The sequence below is a fragment of the Streptomyces sp. NPDC047043 genome, assembly GCF_040644055.1.
Classification (GTDB): domain Bacteria; phylum Actinomycetota; class Actinomycetes; order Streptomycetales; family Streptomycetaceae; genus Streptomyces.
This window is the reverse complement of sequence record NZ_JBEYVO010000006.1, coordinates 1-19372: the sequence shown is the minus strand read 5'-3', so window position 1 is coordinate 19372 and position 19372 is coordinate 1. Positions and strand designations below refer to the sequence as shown.

Annotated in this window: 18 protein-coding genes; 6 read left to right on the top strand and 12 right to left on the bottom strand. The window is 70.5% G+C overall.

What is annotated here, in order from left to right:
• Positions 1-3: 3 nt before the first annotated feature.
• Positions 4-1311 carry an MFS transporter gene (locus ABZ880_RS10850; protein ID WP_361259997.1) on the bottom strand — a complete coding sequence of 436 codons (1308 nt, stop codon included), beginning with the start codon at positions 1309-1311 and terminating at the stop codon, positions 4-6.
• A 71-nt stretch (positions 1312-1382) separates the two neighbouring features.
• Here ABZ880_RS10850 and ABZ880_RS10845 point away from each other — a divergent pair, with 71 nt between their 5' ends.
• Complete coding sequence (locus tag ABZ880_RS10845) at positions 1383-2378, top strand: helix-turn-helix domain-containing protein (RefSeq protein ID WP_361259995.1); 996 nt, start codon at positions 1383-1385, stop codon at positions 2376-2378.
• 33 nt (positions 2379-2411) lie between these two features.
• On the opposite strand, the gene ABZ880_RS10840 is transcribed toward ABZ880_RS10845, so the two are convergent.
• The 3 genes from ABZ880_RS10840 to ABZ880_RS10830 all read right to left on the bottom strand — a co-directional run bounded on the left by ABZ880_RS10840 (position 2412) and on the right by ABZ880_RS10830 (position 5632).
• Positions 2412-3461 (bottom strand): Zn-dependent alcohol dehydrogenase, encoded by a 1050-nt coding sequence (locus tag ABZ880_RS10840; RefSeq protein ID WP_361259993.1) that lies wholly within the window; start codon positions 3459-3461, stop codon positions 2412-2414.
• Entirely contained in the window at positions 3461-4609 is a 1149-nt protein-coding gene (locus ABZ880_RS10835; RefSeq protein ID WP_361259991.1) for an acyl-CoA dehydrogenase family protein, read from the bottom strand. The genes ABZ880_RS10840 and ABZ880_RS10835 overlap by 1 nt, the downstream gene beginning before the upstream one ends.
• 108 nt (positions 4610-4717) lie before the next feature.
• Positions 4718-5632 carry an SDR family oxidoreductase gene (locus ABZ880_RS10830; RefSeq protein WP_361259989.1) on the bottom strand — a complete coding sequence of 305 codons (915 nt, stop codon included), beginning with the start codon at positions 5630-5632 and terminating at the stop codon, positions 4718-4720.
• An 84-nt stretch (positions 5633-5716) separates the two neighbouring features.
• Between ABZ880_RS10830 and ABZ880_RS10825 the strand changes: the two genes are divergently transcribed.
• Positions 5717-6652, top strand: coding sequence for a cyclase family protein (locus ABZ880_RS10825; protein WP_361259987.1), 936 nt, complete (start codon positions 5717-5719; stop codon positions 6650-6652).
• Positions 6653-7044: 392 nt separating this feature from the next.
• Here the strand turns inward: ABZ880_RS10825 and ABZ880_RS10820 are convergent, their stop codons facing one another.
• The 4 genes from ABZ880_RS10820 to ABZ880_RS10805 all read right to left on the bottom strand — a co-directional run bounded on the left by ABZ880_RS10820 (position 7045) and on the right by ABZ880_RS10805 (position 11252).
• Positions 7045-7506, bottom strand: a complete 462-nt coding sequence (locus ABZ880_RS10820; RefSeq protein ID WP_361260522.1) for an ATP-binding protein — start codon at positions 7504-7506, stop codon at positions 7045-7047.
• A 486-nt stretch (positions 7507-7992) separates the two neighbouring features.
• Entirely contained in the window at positions 7993-8922 is a 930-nt protein-coding gene (locus ABZ880_RS10815) for an acyl-CoA dehydrogenase family protein (protein WP_361259985.1), read from the bottom strand.
• A gap of 3 nt (positions 8923-8925) precedes the next feature.
• Positions 8926-10059, bottom strand: coding sequence for an acyl-CoA dehydrogenase (locus ABZ880_RS10810; RefSeq protein WP_361259983.1), 1134 nt, complete (start codon positions 10057-10059; stop codon positions 8926-8928).
• Complete coding sequence (locus tag ABZ880_RS10805) at positions 10059-11252, bottom strand: amidohydrolase family protein (RefSeq protein ID WP_361259981.1); 1194 nt, start codon at positions 11250-11252, stop codon at positions 10059-10061. The genes ABZ880_RS10810 and ABZ880_RS10805 overlap by 1 nt, the downstream gene beginning before the upstream one ends.
• A gap of 151 nt (positions 11253-11403) precedes the next feature.
• Between ABZ880_RS10805 and ABZ880_RS10800 the strand changes: the two genes are divergently transcribed.
• Positions 11404-12927: an AMP-binding protein gene (locus ABZ880_RS10800; RefSeq protein ID WP_361259979.1), complete on the top strand. Its 1524-nt coding sequence runs from the start codon at positions 11404-11406 to the stop codon at positions 12925-12927.
• On the opposite strand, the gene ABZ880_RS10795 is transcribed toward ABZ880_RS10800, so the two are convergent.
• Both ABZ880_RS10795 and ABZ880_RS10790 read right to left on the bottom strand, forming a co-directional pair.
• Positions 12911-13423 (bottom strand): EF-hand domain-containing protein, encoded by a 513-nt coding sequence (locus ABZ880_RS10795; RefSeq protein ID WP_361259977.1) that lies wholly within the window; start codon positions 13421-13423, stop codon positions 12911-12913. The two genes, ABZ880_RS10800 and ABZ880_RS10795, sit on opposite strands and share 17 nt — an antisense overlap.
• A gap of 168 nt (positions 13424-13591) precedes the next feature.
• Positions 13592-13972 (bottom strand): STAS domain-containing protein, encoded by a 381-nt coding sequence (locus ABZ880_RS10790; protein WP_361259975.1) that lies wholly within the window; start codon positions 13970-13972, stop codon positions 13592-13594.
• Positions 13973-14286: 314 nt separating this feature from the next.
• On the opposite strand from ABZ880_RS10790, the gene ABZ880_RS10785 reads away from it, so the two are divergent.
• Positions 14287-14868, top strand: coding sequence for a sigma-70 family RNA polymerase sigma factor (locus ABZ880_RS10785; RefSeq protein WP_361259973.1), 582 nt, complete (start codon positions 14287-14289; stop codon positions 14866-14868).
• Complete coding sequence (locus tag ABZ880_RS10780; protein ID WP_361259971.1) at positions 14865-16244, top strand: zf-HC2 domain-containing protein; 1380 nt, start codon at positions 14865-14867, stop codon at positions 16242-16244. Before ABZ880_RS10785 ends, ABZ880_RS10780 begins: the two co-directional genes overlap by 4 nt.
• A gap of 168 nt (positions 16245-16412) precedes the next feature.
• Here the strand turns inward: ABZ880_RS10780 and purU are convergent, their stop codons facing one another.
• Positions 16413-17297: a formyltetrahydrofolate deformylase gene (gene purU, locus ABZ880_RS10775; RefSeq protein ID WP_361259969.1), complete on the bottom strand. Its 885-nt coding sequence runs from the start codon at positions 17295-17297 to the stop codon at positions 16413-16415.
• A gap of 46 nt (positions 17298-17343) precedes the next feature.
• Complete coding sequence (locus tag ABZ880_RS10770) at positions 17344-17844, bottom strand: hypothetical protein (RefSeq protein WP_361259967.1); 501 nt, start codon at positions 17842-17844, stop codon at positions 17344-17346.
• A gap of 117 nt (positions 17845-17961) precedes the next feature.
• On the opposite strand from ABZ880_RS10770, the gene ABZ880_RS10765 reads away from it, so the two are divergent.
• A complete protein-coding gene (locus ABZ880_RS10765) occupies positions 17962-19269 on the top strand; it encodes an ABC transporter substrate-binding protein (RefSeq protein ID WP_361259965.1) in 1308 nt (435 codons plus the stop codon).
• The last annotated feature ends 103 nt before the right edge of the window (positions 19270-19372 follow it).

Below are 19372 nucleotides of genomic sequence, written 5' to 3'. Positions count from 1 at the left end.
CACTCAAGCTGCCACCGGCACGGGAACGACCGGCCTCCGCCGGATCACCAACGCCATCAGCGCCGCCGCCGCGCACAGTGCCCCGGACGCGTACCAGACCATGTCGTACGAGCCGAAGACGTCCCGTGCGACACCTCCGAGGAAGGCCACCAGCGCGGCGCCGACCTGGTGGGAGGCGAGGACCCAGCCGAAGACGATCGCGCTGTCGTCGCCGTACTGCTCCCGGCACAGGGCCACGGTGGGCGGGACGGTGGCGACCCAGTCGAGGCCGTAGAAGACGATGAAGAACAGCATCGGCGGGTGCACCGACGGGGCCAGCAGCATCGGCAGGAACAGGAGCGAGATGCCGCGCAGGGCGTAGTAGACGGCGAGCAGGCGGCGCGGTTCGAAGCGGTCGGTGAACCAGCCGGAGGCGACCGTGCCGACCACGTCGAAGACGCCGATGACCGCGAGCAGCGAGGCCGCCGCCTGGATGGGCATGCCGTGGTCGTGGGCGGCGGGCACGAAGTGCGTCTGGATCAGGCCGTTGGTGGAGGCACCGCAGATCGCGAAGGTGCCGGCCAGCAGCCAGAAGGTGCCGGTGCGGGACGCCGAAGACAGGACCTTGACCGCGCGGCGGGCGGCCCCGACCGCGGGCTCCGGCTTCGGCACGAACTCCTTGGCGCCGTACGGCTTCAGACCCACGTCCGCCGGATGGTCGCGCAGCAGCAGCCAGACGAAGGGGACGACCGCGAGGGCGGCGAGGGCCACCGTGACGGCCGCCGGGCGCCAGCTGTGCTTCTCGACGATCCAGGACAGGAGCGGGAGGAAGATCAGCTGGCCGGAGGCCGAGGCCGCGGTGAGGATGCCGGTGACCAGGCCGCGGCGCTCGGTGAACCACCGGTTGGTGACCGTCGCCGCGAACGCCAGCGCCATCGAGCCCGAGCCCAGGCCGACCAGCAGACCCCAGCACAGCAGCAGCTGCCAGGCCGCCGTCATCCACACGGTGAGGCCCGAGCCGAGCGCGATCACGGTCAGGGCGACCGCCACCACCCGCCGGATGCCGAAGCGGTCCATCAGCGCCGCGGCGAAGGGGGCGGTGAGGCCGTACAGCGCGAGGTTGACGGAGACCGCGGCGCCGATCGTGCCGCGTGACCAGCCGAAGTCCTCGTGCAGCGGGTCGATGAGCAGTCCGGGCAGGGAACGGAAGGCGGCGGCGCCGATGATCGTCACGAAGGTGACGGCGGCGACGAACCACGCCCGGTGGATGCGGTGTCTCTTGCCCGGCTGGGTTTCCTGTGCGGTGGCCGCGGCCTCGGTTGTCTGGGTCACGACATAGAGCATCCGTGCTGGGACCGATCGCAACCACTGGCCCGAAGGACAGCATTCGTTAGAATCGGGCCATGGATACGGCCACGGAGTTCCGCCCGCACCGCGTCGTCGTCCTCGCCATGGACGGACTGCTCCCCTTCGAGCTGGGCATCCCGCACCGCATCTTCGGGCGGCCCAAGGACGCACGGGGACGCCGTCTGTACGAGGTCGTGACCTGCTCGATCCGGCCGCCGGGCCCGGTGCGGACCGACGCCGACTTCTCGATCATGGTCGAGCACGGCCCGGAGCTGCTGGCCACCGCCGACACGGTCGTCGTCCCCGCCTCGTACGAACTCGGGCCGGTCTTCGACGAGGGTGTCCTCACCGACGAGCTGGCCGCCGCCCTCGCCCACATCCGCCCCGGCACCCGGCTCGCCTCCATCTGCACCGGCGTGTTCGTCCTGGCCGCCGCCGGCTACCTCGACGGCCGGCGCGCGACCACGCACTGGGCGGAGACCGACCAGCTGCAGCACCTGTTCCCGAAGATCGACGTCGACCCGGACGTGCTGTTCATCGACGACGGCGACGTACTGACCTCCGCCGGCGTCGCGGCCGGCATCGATCTGTGTCTGCACATGGTGCGCCGCGACCACGGCACGGCGGTGGCCAACGAGGTCGCCCGCCGGACCGTCGTGCCGCCGCACCGCGACGGCGGGCAGGCGCAGTACATCCACCGCCCCGTGCCCGACCCGCAGCAGGCGACCACGACCGGGGCCCGCGCCTGGGCCCTGGGCCGCCTGCACGAGCCGATCCAGCTGCGCGACATGGCCGCACAGGAGTCCATGTCCGTACGGACCTTCACGCGCCGTTTCCGCGAGGAGGTCGGCATCAGCCCCGGCCAGTGGCTCACCCAGCAGCGCGTGGAGCGGGCCCGGCAGCTGCTGGAGTCGACGGACCTGTCGGTCGACCAGGTGGCGCAGGACGCAGGGTTCGGTACGGCGCAGTCGATGCGGCAGCATCTGCAGGCGGCGCTCGGGATCACGCCGACCACGTACCGGCGGACGTTCCGGACCCGCGTGAAGGCCTGAGCCTCCTCGGAACACGGCCCTCGGAAGACACCGTCAGAAGGTCAGCACCCCGCGCGCCACCCGCCCCGCCTCGGCGTCCCCGACCGCCTTCTCGAAGTCCTCGACCGGGTAGGTCTCGGTCACCAACTCGTCGAGGAACAGCTGCCCCTGGCGGTAGAGCTGGGCATACAGCGGGATGTCCCGCTGCGGCCGCGAAGACCCGTACCGGCACCCGAGAATCGACTTGTCCAGGAACATCGACGAGACGAGGAAGGACGCCTCCGCGGTGGCCGGCGCCGTACCGAGCAGAACCGCCTGCCCATGGCGATCCAGCAAGTCGATCGCCTGCCGGACGAGTTCGACCCGCCCCACGCACTCGAAGGCATGGTCGACCCCCGTGGGCAGCAGCTCCCGCACCCCTTCGGTGGAGCCCAGGAAGTCGGTCGCCCCGAACTGCCGAGCCACCGCCTCCTTCGCCGGATTCGCGTCCACCGCCACGATCCGCGTCGCACCGGCGATCCGTGCGCCCTGAATGACGTTGAGCCCGATCCCGCCCGTACCGATGACCAGAACGGAGTCCCCCCGGTCCACCCGCGCCCGATTGAGCACGGCCCCGACCCCGGTCAGCACCCCGCACCCGATGAGCGCGGCGGAAGGCATGGGAATGTCCTTCGGAATCCGCACGGCCTGAACGGCCTTCACCACGGTCCGCTCCGCAAAAGCGGAGTTGGAGGCGAACTGATAAATGGGCCGCCCGCCCTGCGTGAACGGCTGCCCCGGCCGCCCGATCGACTGCCGGCACATCGTCGGCCGCCCCCGGTCGCACTCCGCGCACGTACCGCAGTTGGCGAGCGTGGACAGCGACACATGATCCCCGGCCGCGACATGCGTGACCCCGGCCCCCACGGCCTCCACCACCCCCGCCCCCTCATGCCCCAGCACCACAGGAACGGGAAAAGGTATGGTCCCGTCCACCACAGCCAGATCGCTGTGACACAACCCGGCCGCGGAGACGGCGACTTGCACCTCCCCGGGCCCCGGATCCCGCACCTCGAGGTCGTCCACGACCTCGACCCGCTTCCCGTCGAACACCACTCCGCGCATCAGACGACCCCCTTGGGATCCCTCGGCAGGCCGAGCACCCGCTCGGCGATGATCGTGCGCTGAACCTGGTCCGAGCCGCCGTAGATCGTGTCGGCCCGGGAGAAGAGGAACAGGTGTTGGTCACGGTCGAGTTCGTACGGCGACGCTGCCGCCCAGTCCCGCGGCCCGACCCCCGCCGCGGCTCCCCGCACCTGCATCGCAAGCTCCCCGAGCCGCTGATGCCACCCACCCCACAGCAGCTTGGCCACGCTGGGCGCGCCGGCATCCCCCGAACTCCCCAGCGTCCGCAGCGCGTTCCACCGCATGACCCGCAACTCGGCCCACTGCCGCACGAGCCGCTCCCGCACAACCGGATCACCGACCGCCCCGGACTCCACGGCGGCCCGCACAACCCGACCCAACTCCTCGGCAAACCCGATCTGTTGAGCAAGCGTGGAAACCCCCCGCTCGAACCCGAGCAGACTCATCGCGACCTTCCACCCACCGCCCTCACCCCCCACGACATGCTCCGCACGCGCCCGCGCCCCGTCGAAGAACACCTCGTTGAAGTCGCTGGTGCCGGTCATCTGCCGGATGGGCCGCACGTCGACGTGCTCCGGCTGATCCATCGGGACGAGCAGGAAACTGAGCCCGTGGTGGCGCCGCGACCCGGGCTCCGTCCGAGCAAGCACAAAACACCAGTCCGCTTCATGGGCCAGCGACGTCCAGATCTTCTGCCCGGAGATCCGGTAGTAAGCCCCCTCCCGTACGGCCATGGTGCGCACACCGGCGAGGTCGGACCCGGCATTGGGCTCGCTGTATCCCTGACACCAGAGTTCGTCCCCGGCGACGATCGGCGGAAGAAAGCGGGCTTTCTGCTCCTCCGTCCCATGCGCCAGGAGGGTGGGGGCGAGCAGGTTCTCCCCGATGTGGCCCGAGCGCGCAGGCGCCCCGGACCGCGCGTACTCCTCGGCCCAGGCGACCTGTTGGGTGAGGCCGGCGGTGCGGTTGCCGTATCCGCCTTCGGCCCACCCGAGCCCGATCCACCCCGCCTTGCCCAGGGCACGCTCCCAAGCCCGCCGATCCTGCCCGCCCTCGACATGCTCAGAGAGCCACGCCCGGGCCTCCGCCCGAAATACTTCGTCCTCAGCACTGAATCCAAAATCCACGGGGATCTCCTCTTGGACGCGGGCCAGGTGTCCGACCTGAGGGGCGCGGGGAACTGCGCGACAAGCCACAACAGACCCGCACCCGCAACTCAAACCGCACACCCCGAGCTATTGGGCGTTCGGCCGATCTCCCGCCCGCGCCGCCCTCTCCATCGCCTCCAGCCGCGACAGCATCGGCATCGGATCCACCCCGACCGACCCCGGCAAGAACTCCGCGATCGTCTCCGGCGTCCACCCGTCGGAGGCGTACGCCGCGCGCAGCTCCCGCGGCTGAGCCCAAACCGCCAACTTCGGCCCCGCAATCGTGTACACCTGACCGGTGATCCCCTGCTCCCGAGCCTTGTCGGACAGCAGATAGACGACCAGCGCGGCCACATCCTCCGGCTCCCCGATCTCCGCCAACTCCATCGGCACGTTCGCCGACATCCGCGTACGAGCAACAGGCGCCACCGCATTGGCGCTCACCCCGTACTTGTTCAACCCCAGCGCCGCACTCCGCACCAGCGAGATGATCCCGCCCTTCGCCGCGCTGTAATTGGCCTGCGAAACCGACCCCTGATGGTTCCCGCTGGTGAACCCGATCAACGTCCCCGCCCGCTGCTGCCGCATCACCGCAGAAGCCGCCCGAAAGACGGTGAACGTGCCCTTCAAGTGGGTGGCGACCACCGGATCCCACTCCTCCTCGGACATGTTGAACAGCATCCGCTCGCGCAGAATCCCGGCGACGCAGACGACACCGTCCAGCCGCCCGTACGAGGACAACGCGACGTCGACGACCCGCTGCCCACCCGCCATCGTCGACACGTCGTCGGCCACGGCGACCGCGTCCCCGCCCGCGGCCTCGATCTCCTTGACGACGCCCTCCGCGACCTCGCTCGTCGGGGACGCACCGTCCACCGACACCCCGTAGTCGTTGACGACGACCCGCGCCCCCTCGCCCGCGGCCGCCAACGCAACCGCCCGCCCGATCCCCCGCCCCGCACCGGTCACGGCGACGACCTTGCCTGCCAAGAAGTTCCCCACGCCCGGCCCCTTCCCGCGGTTTCTGACGGACCGTTAGATTTTATGACCCGTCAGATACTCGGAGACAAGCCCCGGGGAGGGCCGATGTCGCTGCCGATGCTTCATCCGGAGTTCGACGAGATCGCCAAGCGCGTGAACAACTGGGGCCGTTGGGGCGCCGACGACGAGATCGGCACCCTCAACCTGATCACGGACGAGGTCGTCCGCGAGGCCGCCGCGACCGTCCGCAGCGGCCGCCGCATCCCCCTCGCCCTCCCCCTGCAACAGGACGGCGTACAGACCGGGATGATCCCGGGCCGGGTCAACCCGCTGCACGTCATGGTGCAGATCAACCAGGAACTGTTCGGCCCGGGAACCGTGGCGTGCAGCGACGACGCGGTGACCATGGGCCTGCAGGCGGCCACCCACTGGGACGCACTCACCCACGTCTCGCGCAACGGCAGGCTCTACAACGGCCGTCCCGCGGACACCATCACCCCGCACGGCGGCGCCGAGTTCAGCGGCATCGACAAGGCGCGGCACATCGTCTCGCGCGGGGTGCTGCTCGACGTCGCACGCGCGCATGGCGTCGACCGGTTGGAGGGCGGCCACGCGGTCACCCCCGAGGACCTGGAGGCGGCCGAGGAGTTGGCGGGTACGCGCGTGCGCGCCGGCGACGTCGTGCTCGTACGGACCGGGCAGATCCGGGTGTGTCTCGCCGGGGACAAGCACGCGTACGGCTATCCCTCCCCCGGCCTGTCGATCCGCGCCCCGGAGTGGTTCCACGCGCGCGATGTCGCCGCCGTCGCCAACGACACGCTCACGTTCGAGATCTTCCCGCCCGAGATCGAGGATCTCTGGCTGCCCGTGCACGCGCTCGACCTGGTGGAGATGGGGATGCTGCAGGGCCAGAACTGGAATCTCGAAGAGTTGTCCACAGCCTGTGGAGAAACCGGGCGGTACGCATTCCTCCTGTCCGCGATGCCCGAGCCCTTCGTCGGCGCGACGGGAACTCCGGTGGCTCCCGTGGCCGTTCTGTGAGAGTCGCCGTTCTGTGAAGTGTGTCGGCCGGCGGCGCGCCGCTCCCGCCCCGAGCACGGCACCACGCACCGCCGACCGACTCGGCGCTCCCGCCCCGGCTCCTCCTGGCCCTGAGGGAGCCGACGCCGAATCACGACCCACACTCGTCGAGGGCTCCCGTCACCGAAGCCCTCGTCGTCCCCTCGCGGCGAATCGCTGCCACAAGCGTGATCAAACGGGCACGGCGCGTCAACACCTGTACGGGGATTTATTACTTACGCCCTATTTTCCATGGGTGCGCACGGAAGCACACCGGGCGCATCGCACCCCGCCAAACGAGGCATGACAGCGGTTTCTGCACCCGTACACCTGAGCTGACGGACTTTCCGGCAGGTTCCGCACCCGTGCGCCGGTCACACCGCCTCGAACGCCAGCCCCTCGTACGCCGAAGCGCCGGTCACGCATGCCTCCGCGGCTCCTCTGGACCGGTCGATGCGGTCGAGTTCGCACCAGATGCGCTTGCCCGCGCCTTCGGGGCTCCAGCCCCAGCGGTCGGCGAGACCGTCGACAAGTGCGAGGCCGCGGCCGCCCGTCGCGTCGCCGTCCACACAACGCGGCACCGGGGCGCGGTCACTGGAGTCGGCCACCTCGAGGCGGACGGTGGCCGACTCGCCCGCCACTCCGGGCAGGGACAGACGCAGCACGGCCGGACAGCCGGTGTGCACCACGGCGTTGGTGACCAGTTCGGAGACGAGCAGGATCAGCGTCTCGGCGAGCGGCTCGTCGGCCTCTATCCCGGACCCGGCGAGGCGCGAACGGGCCCACCTCCGGGCTCGCCCCACCTCCGCGGGGTCGGGCCGCACTTCCAGCTGCACCTGAAGCACCTGCACCGCTCACACCATCCGAACCGGCCGACACATGACCTCGCGCCACGCGCGCACCGCAACGAGGGCCACGATCGTAGCCATTTTCTGCATGACCAGAACAACAGCCAGTGCAGAGCCCAGAGCCAGGGTCACGGAACGTGAATCCCTTAAGAGACAGCATGGTTGACGTACAGTCACCTCAACAAGCGCTTCGGGCATATTCCAGCGCGAAGGAGTACCCGTGCGGCATACTGTGCGACGCTCATTGCGGGGACTCGAACAGGCCAGTTCCGGCATCACCCCGGGGGCAACACCGGCACGGCTCGTGCTCGGAACCACTCGCATCCCACAGAAGGTACCGGAGCGGGCGGCCGACTCCAGGACGTGACGGGTCACGCATAGGACACAACCCGATATCAACGCTCCGTAATTCCGGTATGCCACAATCCGCGACATCTGCGAGAGCGCCCTCCGCAACATCGCAGGCCGCCGCTCTCAGGCGACCAGATCGGCCGCGAGCAGCTCCTCACTCTCCGTGTGGCCACCGCCACGTTGCGCCCGCACCCAGGCCCGCTTCAGCAGCAGATGCACCTCGCTCTCCCAGGTGAAGCCCATGCCGCCGTGCACCTGGACGCAGTCCCGGGCACCGCGCACGGCGGCCTCGTCGGCGAGCAGCCGGGCCGCGGCGATGTCGGCCCGGTCGGCGGTGACGGCGGCCGCATAGACCGCGGCACGGGCCACCTCGACGCGCACCAGCAGCTGCGCGCACAGATGCTTGACCGCCTGGAAGGCCCCGATCGGCCGCCCGAACTGCTCGCGCGTCCGGGCGTGTTGCACGGCCAGCTCGCAGGCGCGCGCGGCCGTACCGAGCTGCTCGGCCGCGGTGAGGACCACGGCCACGGGATCGGTCCGCCCCGGCGCCGGCACCCGATGCAGCGGCGTCAACGGATCCACCGACCGCAGCGGTACGGCCCCCTCGGCACCCCGCCGCACGACGTCGGCCTCGTCCATCCACTCCACGATCCGTCCGTCCACGGCAGCCACGACGACCTCCCCGGTGGCCGCACCGGGCACCTCCCCGGCCGCGAGATGCGTCGCCACCAGCGGCCCCGGCACGAGTGCCCGCCCCGCCTCCTCGAACGCCAACACGGCTTCGGGCAGCCCGAGTCCGGCCCCACCGTCGGCCTCGGGCAAACGCAGAGAGAAGAACCCGAGGCCCCCGAGCGCCCGCCACAAGCCCCGATCAAGACGGAACTGAGAATCGCCGGCCGACTGCATGTCTTTCAGGGGCGCGGGGCTGTATACATCAGCGGCTCCGCCGCGGGGCGCGACCAGCCCCCACGCACCCGCAGACGACCGACGACCGACGACATCCCGCACAGCAGCCTGCAATGCCCTTTGCTCCTCGGTCAGTTGAAAACGCACAGCTCACCTCCCCTTCGGCAGCCCAAGAATCCGCTCGGCCACGATGTTCTGCTGAATCTGCGAGGTACCCGCCGCGATGGTGTACGACAACGACGACAGCCGATCGAGCATCCAGGGCCGCTCCAGATCCAGCGAGTCCGGCCCCAGCACCTCCGACGCCGCGTCATACAGCTCCTGACGGGCGTGCGAGTAGCGCAGCTTGAAAACCGAACCCCCCACTCCCGGCACCCCCCCGGAGGCCTCCGCCTCGCTCACGTTCCACTGCGTCAACCGCCACAGCGCCCGGAACTCGGCGTTCAGCCTGCCCAGCCGCCGCCGGAGCACGGGATCGTCCCAGCGGCCGTTGGCCCGCGCCTCCGCGGCGAGTTCGCCCAGCACGCGCCGGCAGGCGACCACCTCGCCCACGAACGCCGTACCGCGCTCGAAGGACAGCGTCACCATCGTCACGCGCCAGCCGTCGTTCTCCTCCCCGACCCGGTTCGCGACCGGCACGCGTACGTCGTCGAGGAACACCTCGGCGAACTCGGCCGATCCGGCGAGGGTCCTGAGCGGCCGTACGGTGATCCCAGGGGCGTCCATCGGCAAGGCGAGCCAGGTGATGCCCCTGTGCTTCGGCGCGTCGGGGTCCGTACGGACCAACAGCTCGCACCAGTCGGCCACTTCGGCATGGGAGGTCCAGATCTTGGACCCGTTCACCACATAGTCGTCGCCGTCCCTGCGCGCGCGGGTGCGCAGCGCCGCGAGGTCGGAGCCGGCGTCCGGTTCGCTGAAGCCCTGGCACCAGACCTCCTCGCCGCGCAGGATCGGCGGCAGCCAGCGCGTCCGCTGCTCGGGCGTCCCCTCGGCGGCGATGGTCGGCCCGGCGTGCAGCAGTCCGACGAAGTTCGCGCCCACGTAGGGCGCGCCGGCCTTCTCGGTCTCCTCCAGGAAGATCAGCCTGGTGGTCGGGGAGGCGTCCCAGTGGACGTCGGCGTACCCGGCGTCGTACAGCATCCGCTGCCAGCCGAGGTCGTGGATCCGGCGGGCGGGCCAGTCGTCCGGGGACGGCTTCGGCGGCAGGGTCGGCAGCACCTTGCCGAGCCACTCCCGCAGCCGCGTCCGGAACTCCTCCTCCTCGGGCGTGTACGACAGGTCCATCAGCGGTCGAACTCCAGGTCCAGCATGCGGATCGCGTTCCCCCGCATCAGCTTGTAGACCGTCTCGTCGTCGAGGCCCTTCACATGGTCGAGGGCGACCTCCTTGGTGTGCGGGAAGGTCGAGTCGACGTGCGGGTAGTCGGTCTCGAAGGTGGCGTTGTCCCGGCCCACCACGTCCAGCGAGGCGACGCCGTGCTTGTCGCGGAAGAAGCAGCAGAACATCTGCCGGTAGTAGTACGTCGACGGCGGCTCCGGGATCAGGTCCCGCACACCGCCCCACGCGCGGTGCTCCTCCCAGACGTCGTCGGCGCGTTCCAGGGCGTACGGGATCCAGCCCATCTGCCCCTCGGAGTAGGCGAGTTTGAGCCGCGGGAACTTCACCAGGACCCCGCTGAACAGGTAGTCCATCATCGAGGCCATGGCGTTGTTGAAGCTCAGCGAGGCCTGGACGGCGGGCGGTGCGTCGGGCGAGGCGGCCGGCATCTGGGAGCTGCTGCCGATGTGCATGTTGACGACCGTGCCGGTCTCCTGGCAGACCGCGAAGAACGGGTCCCAGTAGCCGGAGTGGATGGAGGGCAGGCCCAGGTAGGTGGGGATCTCGGAGAAGGTCACCGCCTTCACCCCGCGCGCGGCGTTGCGCCGGATCTCCGCGACCGCCAGGTCCACGTCCCACAGGGGAATCAGGCACAGCGGGATGAGCCGGCCCCCGCTGTCCCCGCACCACTCCTCCACCATCCAGTCGTTGTAGGCGCGCACACAGGCCAGCGCGACCTCCTTGTCGTGCGCCTCGGCGAAGGTCTGCCCGCAGAAGCGCGGGAAGGACGGGAAGCAGAGACTGGCCTCGACATGGTTGAGGTCCATGTCCTCCAGCCGGGCCTTCGGATCCCAGCACCCGCGCCGCATCTGCTCCCGGGTGATCCCCTCCAGGGTCATCTCGTCGCGGTCGAAGCCGACGGCCGCGATGTTGCGCTTGTAGGGGAACTTCAGGTCCTCGTAGATCCACCAGTCGGTCGGCGGGCCCGCCGGGTCCATCGTGATCTGGTACTTGCCGGCGACGTAGGCGAGCTCACCGATCCCGGCGGTGAGCGGCTGCGGGCCGCGGTCCCGGTACTTCGCCGGCAGCCAGGTCTCGAAGAGGTGCGCGGGCTCGATCACATGGTCGTCGACGCTGATGATGCGGGGCAGTTCGGTCATGGTCCCCTCCGCCGGCACTGGCCGTATCTGATGGATCGTCAGATTACGAATGTGCCTAGCAGGCTAGCCCCGCACCCCTGGACCGACAAGGCGCCGAGCCCTACGCTCTGCCCACGATCTGACTGACCGTCAGCTTCACGAGGGGGCCGCCGTGAACGACACCGCCCATGCGCTCAGCTCGTCCCGCACCCTCTGGGACCTGGTCTCCCGCCGCGCCGACCTCACCCCCGACCGTCCGGTCCTGCTCCAGGACGACCGCTCCCTGAGCTTCGGCGAGCTGCGCACGCGTGCCGAGCGTGTGGCGGCGGGCCTGTACGGCATGGGCGTACGCCCCGGCACAGTGGTCGCCTGGCAACTGCCCACCCGCATCGAGACGGCCCTGCTGTCCTTCGCCCTGGCCCGCCTGGGCGCCGTACAGACACCGGTCATCCCCTTCTACCGGGACCGCGAAGTCGGCTTCGCGCTCCGGGAGTCGAAGGCCGAGTACTTCGCCGTACCCGGGCAGTGGCGGGGCTTCGACCACACGGGGATGGCGCGGCGGCTCGGGGCGAAGGGGATCTTCGAGGCGTACGACGCCGCCGACCTGCCCGACGGTGATCCGGGCGTGCTGCCCGCCGCGCCCGCCGACGGCACGGCCGTGCGCTGGATCTACTGGACCTCGGGCACCACCTCCGACCCCAAGGGCGTGCTGCACACGGACCGTTCGCTGATCGCGGGCGGCTCGTGCCTCGCGCACGCACTGCACCTGTCGGCGGACGACGTGGGCTCGATGGCCTTCCCGTACGCCCACATCGCCGGGCCCGACTACACCGTGATGCTGCTGCTGTACGGCTTCCCGGCGGTGATGTTCGAGCAGTTCGCGCTGCCGGACGCACTGGAGGGCTATCGCAAGCACGGCGTCACGGTCGCGGGCGGGTCGACGGCGTTCTACTCGATGTTCCTGGCGGAACAGCGCAAGCAGCCCGGGCAGAAGGTCATTCCCTCGCTACGACTGCTCGCGGGCGGCGGGGCACCGAAGCCGCCGGAGGTGTACCACGCCGTCGTACGGGAGATGGAGGTGCAGCTCACCCACGGGTACGGCATGACCGAGGTGCCGATGATCACCATGGGGTCGCCGGACGACACCGTGGAGAACCTCGCGACGACCGAGGGGCGGCCGCCGGAGGGGATGGAGATACGGATCGTGGACGGGGAGGTGCGGCTGCGCGGGGAGGCCGTGTGCCAGGGGTACCTGGATCCGGCGCAGACCGCGGAGGCCTTCGACGAGGTGGGGTTCCTGCGCACCGGCGACCTGGGGCATCTGACCGGCAGCGGACATCTGGTGCTCACCGGGCGGCTCAAGGACGTGATCATCCGCAAGGGCGAGAACATCTCGGCGAAGGAGATCGAGGACCTGCTGGCCGCGCATCCGGCCGTCGGGGACGTGGCGGTGATCGGACTGCCGGACGCCGAGCGCGGGGAGCGGGTGTGCGCGGTGGTCGAACAGCCGGAGGGCGCCGCGGAGTTGAGCCTGGAGGCGGTGACCTCGTATCTGCGCGCGGAAGGGCTGTCCGTGCACAAGCTGCCGGAGCAGCTGGAGGTGGTGGACGCCCTCCCGCGCAACGAGACGCTGCGCAAGGTGCTCAAGTACAAGCTGCGCGAGCGGTATTCGGGGAGCGTTACTCAGGGACCGTGAAGTAGCGGGCGAAGGCGGGCACGATCTCCGCCTCGCCGACCCTGCCGTCGCCGTCCGTGTCGAGCGCGGCGGCGGCCGCCTTGGCGATCTCGCCGTCCGCTCCGAGAATGCGCAGCACGCGCGCGGTGTCCTCGACGGTGGCCGTTCCGTCTCCGTCGGTGTCGGCGAGGGCGATGGCCGCGTGCAGGAAGGGGCGGGCGATCTCGGCAAACCGGTCGGGGTTGTCGCGCAGGCGCTTGACCGCGCCGTTCACGAACTCGTCGCGGTTGATGCGCTGGTCGCCGTCCCGGTCCGCTATCCCGGCCATGCCCTGCCAGAACGCCTCGGCGCCGGCGTACAGCGCCTGGCCCTTGTCGGAGCGGGCCGCGACGCCGAACTCGGCGAGCAGCGCCTTGGCCGCGCCGCTGAAGTCCTCGCGGTCGATGTAGCCGTTGCCGTCCTGGTCGAAGGTGGCGAACCGGGCCGCGATCCGGCGCTCGTACTCGCTGCTGACCATGTCTTTCGGGCCGCCTTACGTCATCTCGGGTGCGTCTCGTCGGAGCGTACGACGCGAGGGGGCCTCCGGGCGCGGGAAAGCGACGCTTGTGCCAAGACCGGGGGAATTTCGGGACAACGGTGTGGCACACAAGGGCGATCTGTAACTCTCCGGTGGCTGCCGCCCAGGTCAGGCCGACAGCGGGCCGGCCTCCTCCGCGACGGCCGCCTCCAGGTCGGCGTACACGTCGAACAGGCGCCGGACACCGAGGGCACCCAGGACGCGGTTGACGTGCGAGCCCTCGACCGCGCCCCGGGCCGGGAGTATCAGGCGCAGCCGGCCCTGGCAGGAGCGGATCAGCCGGCGGGCGGCTATGAGCACGCCGACGCCGCTGGAGTCGCAGAAGAAGACTTCGGAGAGGTCCAGCACGAGGCAGTGGCCGCCCTCCGCCACCACGTCGTGCACCCGTTGCCGCAGCGTGGGCGAGGTCACCAGATCCAGTTCGCCCGACACCCGGAGCACGGCCCACTCACCCTGCTCCACGCAGGTCACCTTGAACGCCACCACCATGCCCTTCGCTCGCCGGACCCCCCGCAAACGGAAGTCATCCCTACGCTTCCTTGCAGCGCGGCTGCCCAGCGGCCGTTCCCTGAAACACAGCACCAGAAACGGAAACCGATCAGAAGAGGCTTGTTTTAGTCGCCTTCGATCCTGTTCGATCAGATCTGAACCGGGTAGGCGAAGGTCCACTATCACCTGCAGATCGGCCGGGGGCGCGCATTGCCACAAAGGGGCGTGCGCTGTCGCGGGTGCCGACTACATTCGAGGAGACGGTGGACGCAGGCTGGTCGGAGCACGCGCACAGGCAGGGGTGAGGGGGCCGTATGGCGAAGAAGGACGCACCGCCCCGCTGGGACCGCAAGATGCAGCAGCGACTTGCACGCGGTGAGGCGGCCGCCCTCGGCGAGCTCTACGACCGGTTCGCCTCGCTCGTGCACGGCCTGGCCCACCGCGTCCTCGGCGACGAGCGCGCCGCCGACGGCATCACCCGCGACGTCTTCGCCCATGTCTGGGAGCACCCCGAGGCGTACAACCCCAAGCAGGGTCCGCTGCGCTCCTGGGTCGCCACGCTGACCCACCGCCTGGCCGTGCAGCGGCTGCGCGCCACCGAGACCGCCGCCCTGGCCCAGGGCTCCGGCGGCTCCGCCGAGGAGCTCGAGCGCAAGGTCCGCCGCGCCTCGGTCGCCGCCCGCGCCGACTACATCGTCCAGTCCATGCCCGTCCCGCTGCGCGCCGCCCTGGAACTCGCCTACTTCCAGCGCCGCGACTACCGCCAGACCGCGGCCGACCTCGGCGTCACCGAGGACGAGGCCCGCCGCCGGCTCCGCCTCGGCCTGCAGCTGCTGTCCACCGCCCACGACGCCGGCGCACCCGGGGCACCGCCCGGCTACGGGGGTGCGGCGTGAGCGATGCGGACCGTTTCGACCACGGGGGATTCGAGGGCGAGGACGAGAAGAAGGACGACAAGGACGAACAGCAGGAGGGCTACGGCACCCCGGACGGACCGTCCGGTCCCGGCGATCCCGTCAACGGCGACCGCAATGGCAACGGCCAGGACCCCGACCGATCGCCCCGCATACCGATGCCCCGCGCCTCCGTGGAGGACGGCGGACGACCGCTGCCCGCGCTGGGGGACCTGACGGACCTGACACCGCGGCCGGCCCCGCTCGTCCTGGAGCACCGCGTCCTCAAGTCGCTCCTCGGCGCGTGGGCGCTGGCGGCCTGCTCGCCCGAGGAGGCGACGGCCGTCGAGGAGCACCTCGGCGACTGCGGCTCCTGCGCCGACGAGGCACTGCGGCTGCGCAACGCCGTGGGCCTGCTGCACCCGCCGGAGAGCCTCGACCTGGACCCGGCGCTGCGCACCCGCGTCCTCGACGGCTGCCTCGGCCGGCGCCCGCCGCGCATCCCGGTGCCCGACTGGGCGGCTCCGTACGACGCGGAGACCGCGCGGCTGGACGCCCTGCTGCAGGACATCGGGGACGCCGAGTGGCATGCGCCCGTGCGGCTGCGCTGGTTCAAGGGCGAGGGCCCGACGAGCCGTCGTACGACCGTCGCCGGCGTCATCGCCCACCTTCTCACCGTCGACGGGCTGGTCGCGGTGGCCCTCGGCCTGGACGACCCGCTGGGCAAGGCCGCTGCGGAACACTCCACGCCCGAGGCCCGCACCGAGGCGTACTGGCGCGCCTCGTACTTCCCGCCGACCCGCGGGGTCCGGGGGCCGTGGCGCGAGCAGAGCCACGACCTCGTGCGCACGGTGTCCTTCACGGGCGGCGGTTCCGGCTCGGCACGCCGCGCGGTCTCGTACGGCGACTTCGAACTGCCGCTGCACGACGCGATGCTGGACCGGGCCTTCGAGTGCTGGGTCCACGCGGAGGACATCGCCGAGGCGGTCGACTACCCGTACGGGCCGCCGTCCCCCCGCCACCTCCACCGCATGATCGACCTGGCGGCCCGCGTCCTGCCGAACGTACTCGCCGCCCGCCGCCAGGCCGGCCTGGCGGCGGCGCCCCACCACCACCTCGTCCCGGCGGGCGAGCCGGGCCGCAGCCTCCGCCTGGAGATCGAGGGCCTCGGCGGCGGCGAGTGGCTGATCCCCCTGGACTCCCCCGCGGCCCGGGGCTCGGCGGACCTGGAGGTGGCCCACGTGGCCCTGGACGGCGTGGAGTTCTGCCGCCTGGCGGCCGGCCACGTGTCTCCTGCGGAAGCGGCGGCGGGGCAGGTGGGTGACCGGGAGGCGATCAGGGATGTGCTGTTCGCGGCCGCGTCGTTGAGCCGGATGTAGGGGTGGGTTGCTTTATCGCGGGCGACTGCGGGTGAGTGGGGGCTGGTCGCGCAGTTCCCCGCGCCCCTGAAGAAACCGGGCTCGCCGCAAGGCTTTCAGGGCCGCGGGGAACTGCGCGACCAGCCACAGACAACCCGCACCCGCCCGACGGCCGGAGAACCCGAGCCACTAGGCGAACACAACCGTCCGCCGCCCGTTCAGCAGAATACGACGCTCGGCATGCCACTTCACGGCCCGCGCCAGCGCCTGGCACTCAACATCCCGCCCGATCGCAACAAGCTGATCCGGCGTGACGTCATGCCCCACCCGCTCGACCTCCTGCTCGATGATCGGCCCCTCATCAAGGTCGGCGGTCACGTAATGCGCCGTGGCCCCGATCAGCTTGACCCCCCGGGCATGAGCCTGGTGATACGGCTTCGCACCCTTGAAGCTCGGCAGGAACGAGTGATGGATATTGATGATCCGCCCGCTCAGCTGCTTGCACAGATCGTCGGACAGCACCTGCATGTACCGAGCCAGCACCACCAGCTCGACATCGTTCTCGCGGACAATCGACAGCAGCTGCGCCTCCGCATCCGCCTTCGTGTCCTTCGTCACCGGAATATGGCGGAAGGGAATCCCGTACGACCCCACCAGCTCGGCAAAGTCCGTGTGGTTGGACACCACGGCCGCGATCTCCACCGGCAGCGCCCCGATCCGCGCCCGGAACAGCAGGTCGTTCAGGCAGTGCCCGAACTTGCTCACCATGAGCACGACCCGCATCTTGTCCTCGGCCCGGTTGATCTGCCAGTCCATGTGGAAGGAGTCACCGATCGCCGCGAAGCTCGCCCGCAGCTTGTCCACCGTCACCGGCGCCTCCGCCGAGAAGTGGACGCGCATGAAGAACAGACCCGTGTCGTGGTCCCCGAACTGCTGGCTGTCCTCGATGTTGCAGCCGGTCATGAAGAGATAGCTCGACACGGCGTGCACGATGCCCTGCTTGTCGGGGCAGGACAGAGTGAGGACGTACTGATCGGCGGGGGCCGACGCGGCTCGGCCGGACTGCTCATTCATGCAGGACAGGGTCCCATATACGGCAGTCGGCGCGGGCCGGCGTCCGTCACGCGGACCGGGTCATGATCCGGAGCACCTCGAGGGTCCGCGGCGGCGTGTCCGGGTCCTCCCCGTCGGCCGCGGCCATCCGCACGTGCGCGTCCCTGGCCGCCCGCACCGCCTCCGGCCAGGCCTGGTTCTCCAGGTACGCGGAGACCGGGGCGTCGGGCCCGACCTGGTGCATGATCCGCAGCACCCGCAGCACGGCGGTGTCCACGAGGGCCGCCTCCTGGGAGTCCCGGAAGATCGTGCCGACGTACTTCTCGGCGGACCAGTTGTCCAGCCAGGTGTCCTCGACCAGGCGGTACACGGCGTCGGTGACGTCCCCGTACCCGTCGACACCGGCCAGCCAGACGTCGCGCTGGAACGCCGGATCGGAGAGCATGTGCAGCGCGGAGCGCACATTGCTGCGCCAGCGCCACCATGGCATGTCGTTCAGGGGCATGCCGCCCATGGTGGATGAGCGACGGCCGCGACGGGAAGAGTTCTCCGAACCTTGCACGGTCATCGATCGTACGTTCTTCCTCTCCTCCGCCTCACCGACCCCTGCAATTCACCTTCACGTCACCGATCGATAACCGAGGGTCACCCACGGGTTGGCGATGTGGCGGAAGCGTGTGTGCCCATGACCGGCAGGCGACGCATCCGCAGCACCTTCCTCCCCGCACGCACCCGCCCCGTCAGAGCCACCGCCCTTTCGGCGGGGGCACTGGTGGCCTGTGCGTCGCTCGCCGCCGGTTGCGGGGTCATCCCCGGTGCCACGGGGGGCTCCGGGGACGACTCGATCACCGTCATGACCTGGGCCCCGGAGGAGACCAACGCGACCAACAAACCGGGCATGCCCGCCTTCGCGAAGGCCTACGCCCGCTGGATCAACTCCCGCGGCGGCATCAACGGCCGCAAGCTGAAGGTCCTGACCTGCAACGACCACAACGACAGCGTGGCCGCCGCGAAGTGCGCCACGTACGCCGTCAAGGAGAACGTCGTCGCGGTCGTCGGCTCCTACAGCCAGTACGGCGACTCCTACCTGCCCGAGCTGGAAGGCGCCGGCATCCCCTTCATAGGCGGCTACGGCGTCACCAACTCCGAGTTCACCAGCCCGCTGTCCTACCCGGTCAACGGCGGCCAGCCCGCCCTGCTGGCCGGCCTCGGCAAGGAACTCGCCGCCGGCTGCGGCCCCGTCGCGCTGATCCGGCCCGACAGCATCGCGGGCGACGAACTGCCGCCCATGCTGGACTCCGGTCTGAAGTCGGGCGGGCACGCGGACGCGGTCGACCAGCGGGCGGCGGACGACACCACCGAGTACTCGGGGCCCTCGCAGCGGGCTCTCGGCGCGGTGACCGGCAGCCCGGCGAAGAAGGGGTGCGTGATTCCCGCGCTCGGGGACCGCACCGACACCTTCATGGACTCCTTCCGGCGCGCCCGCGAGGACTACCCGGCGGTGCGCACCGCGGCCACCCTCGACAGCGTCGACCAGACGGTGATCAACGAGTCCGGCGGGCAGTCGGGCCCGTACGAGGGCTCGTACATCACCGGCTGGTACCCGCCTGCGAGCGATGCGCGCTGGGGCGGCATGAAGAAGGTGATCCAGCAGCAGGCCTTCGGCGACAACCGCATCGACGCCGCGGACGCCGGCGTGCAGACGACCTGGATCGCCTACACCGTGTTCAAGGCCGTCGTCGATTCGCTGGGCAGCGGCGAGGTGACCTCTCAGACCGTGCGCAAGGCCCTCGACGACGGGCTGAAGGTCAACACGGGCGCACTCACGCCGACGCTGCAGTGGGGTTCCGAGAGCCGGCTGGCCGGCATCGGCTTCTCCCGCCTGGTCAACGCCGACGTGACCCTCCAGGTCGTACGGCAGGGTCAACTCGTGGCGGCGCAGAAGGGGTTCGTCGACATGACGAAGACGCTGCAGAGCGCGGACGTGAACTGACAGAGCGCGGGCACGGACCGAGGTCCGTGCCCCCCCGCGCGGCCCCCGCTGAGCCGCGGGGGGCCGCGGGGGCGGCTGGGGCCGGGTGTGGGCCTTAGAGTTG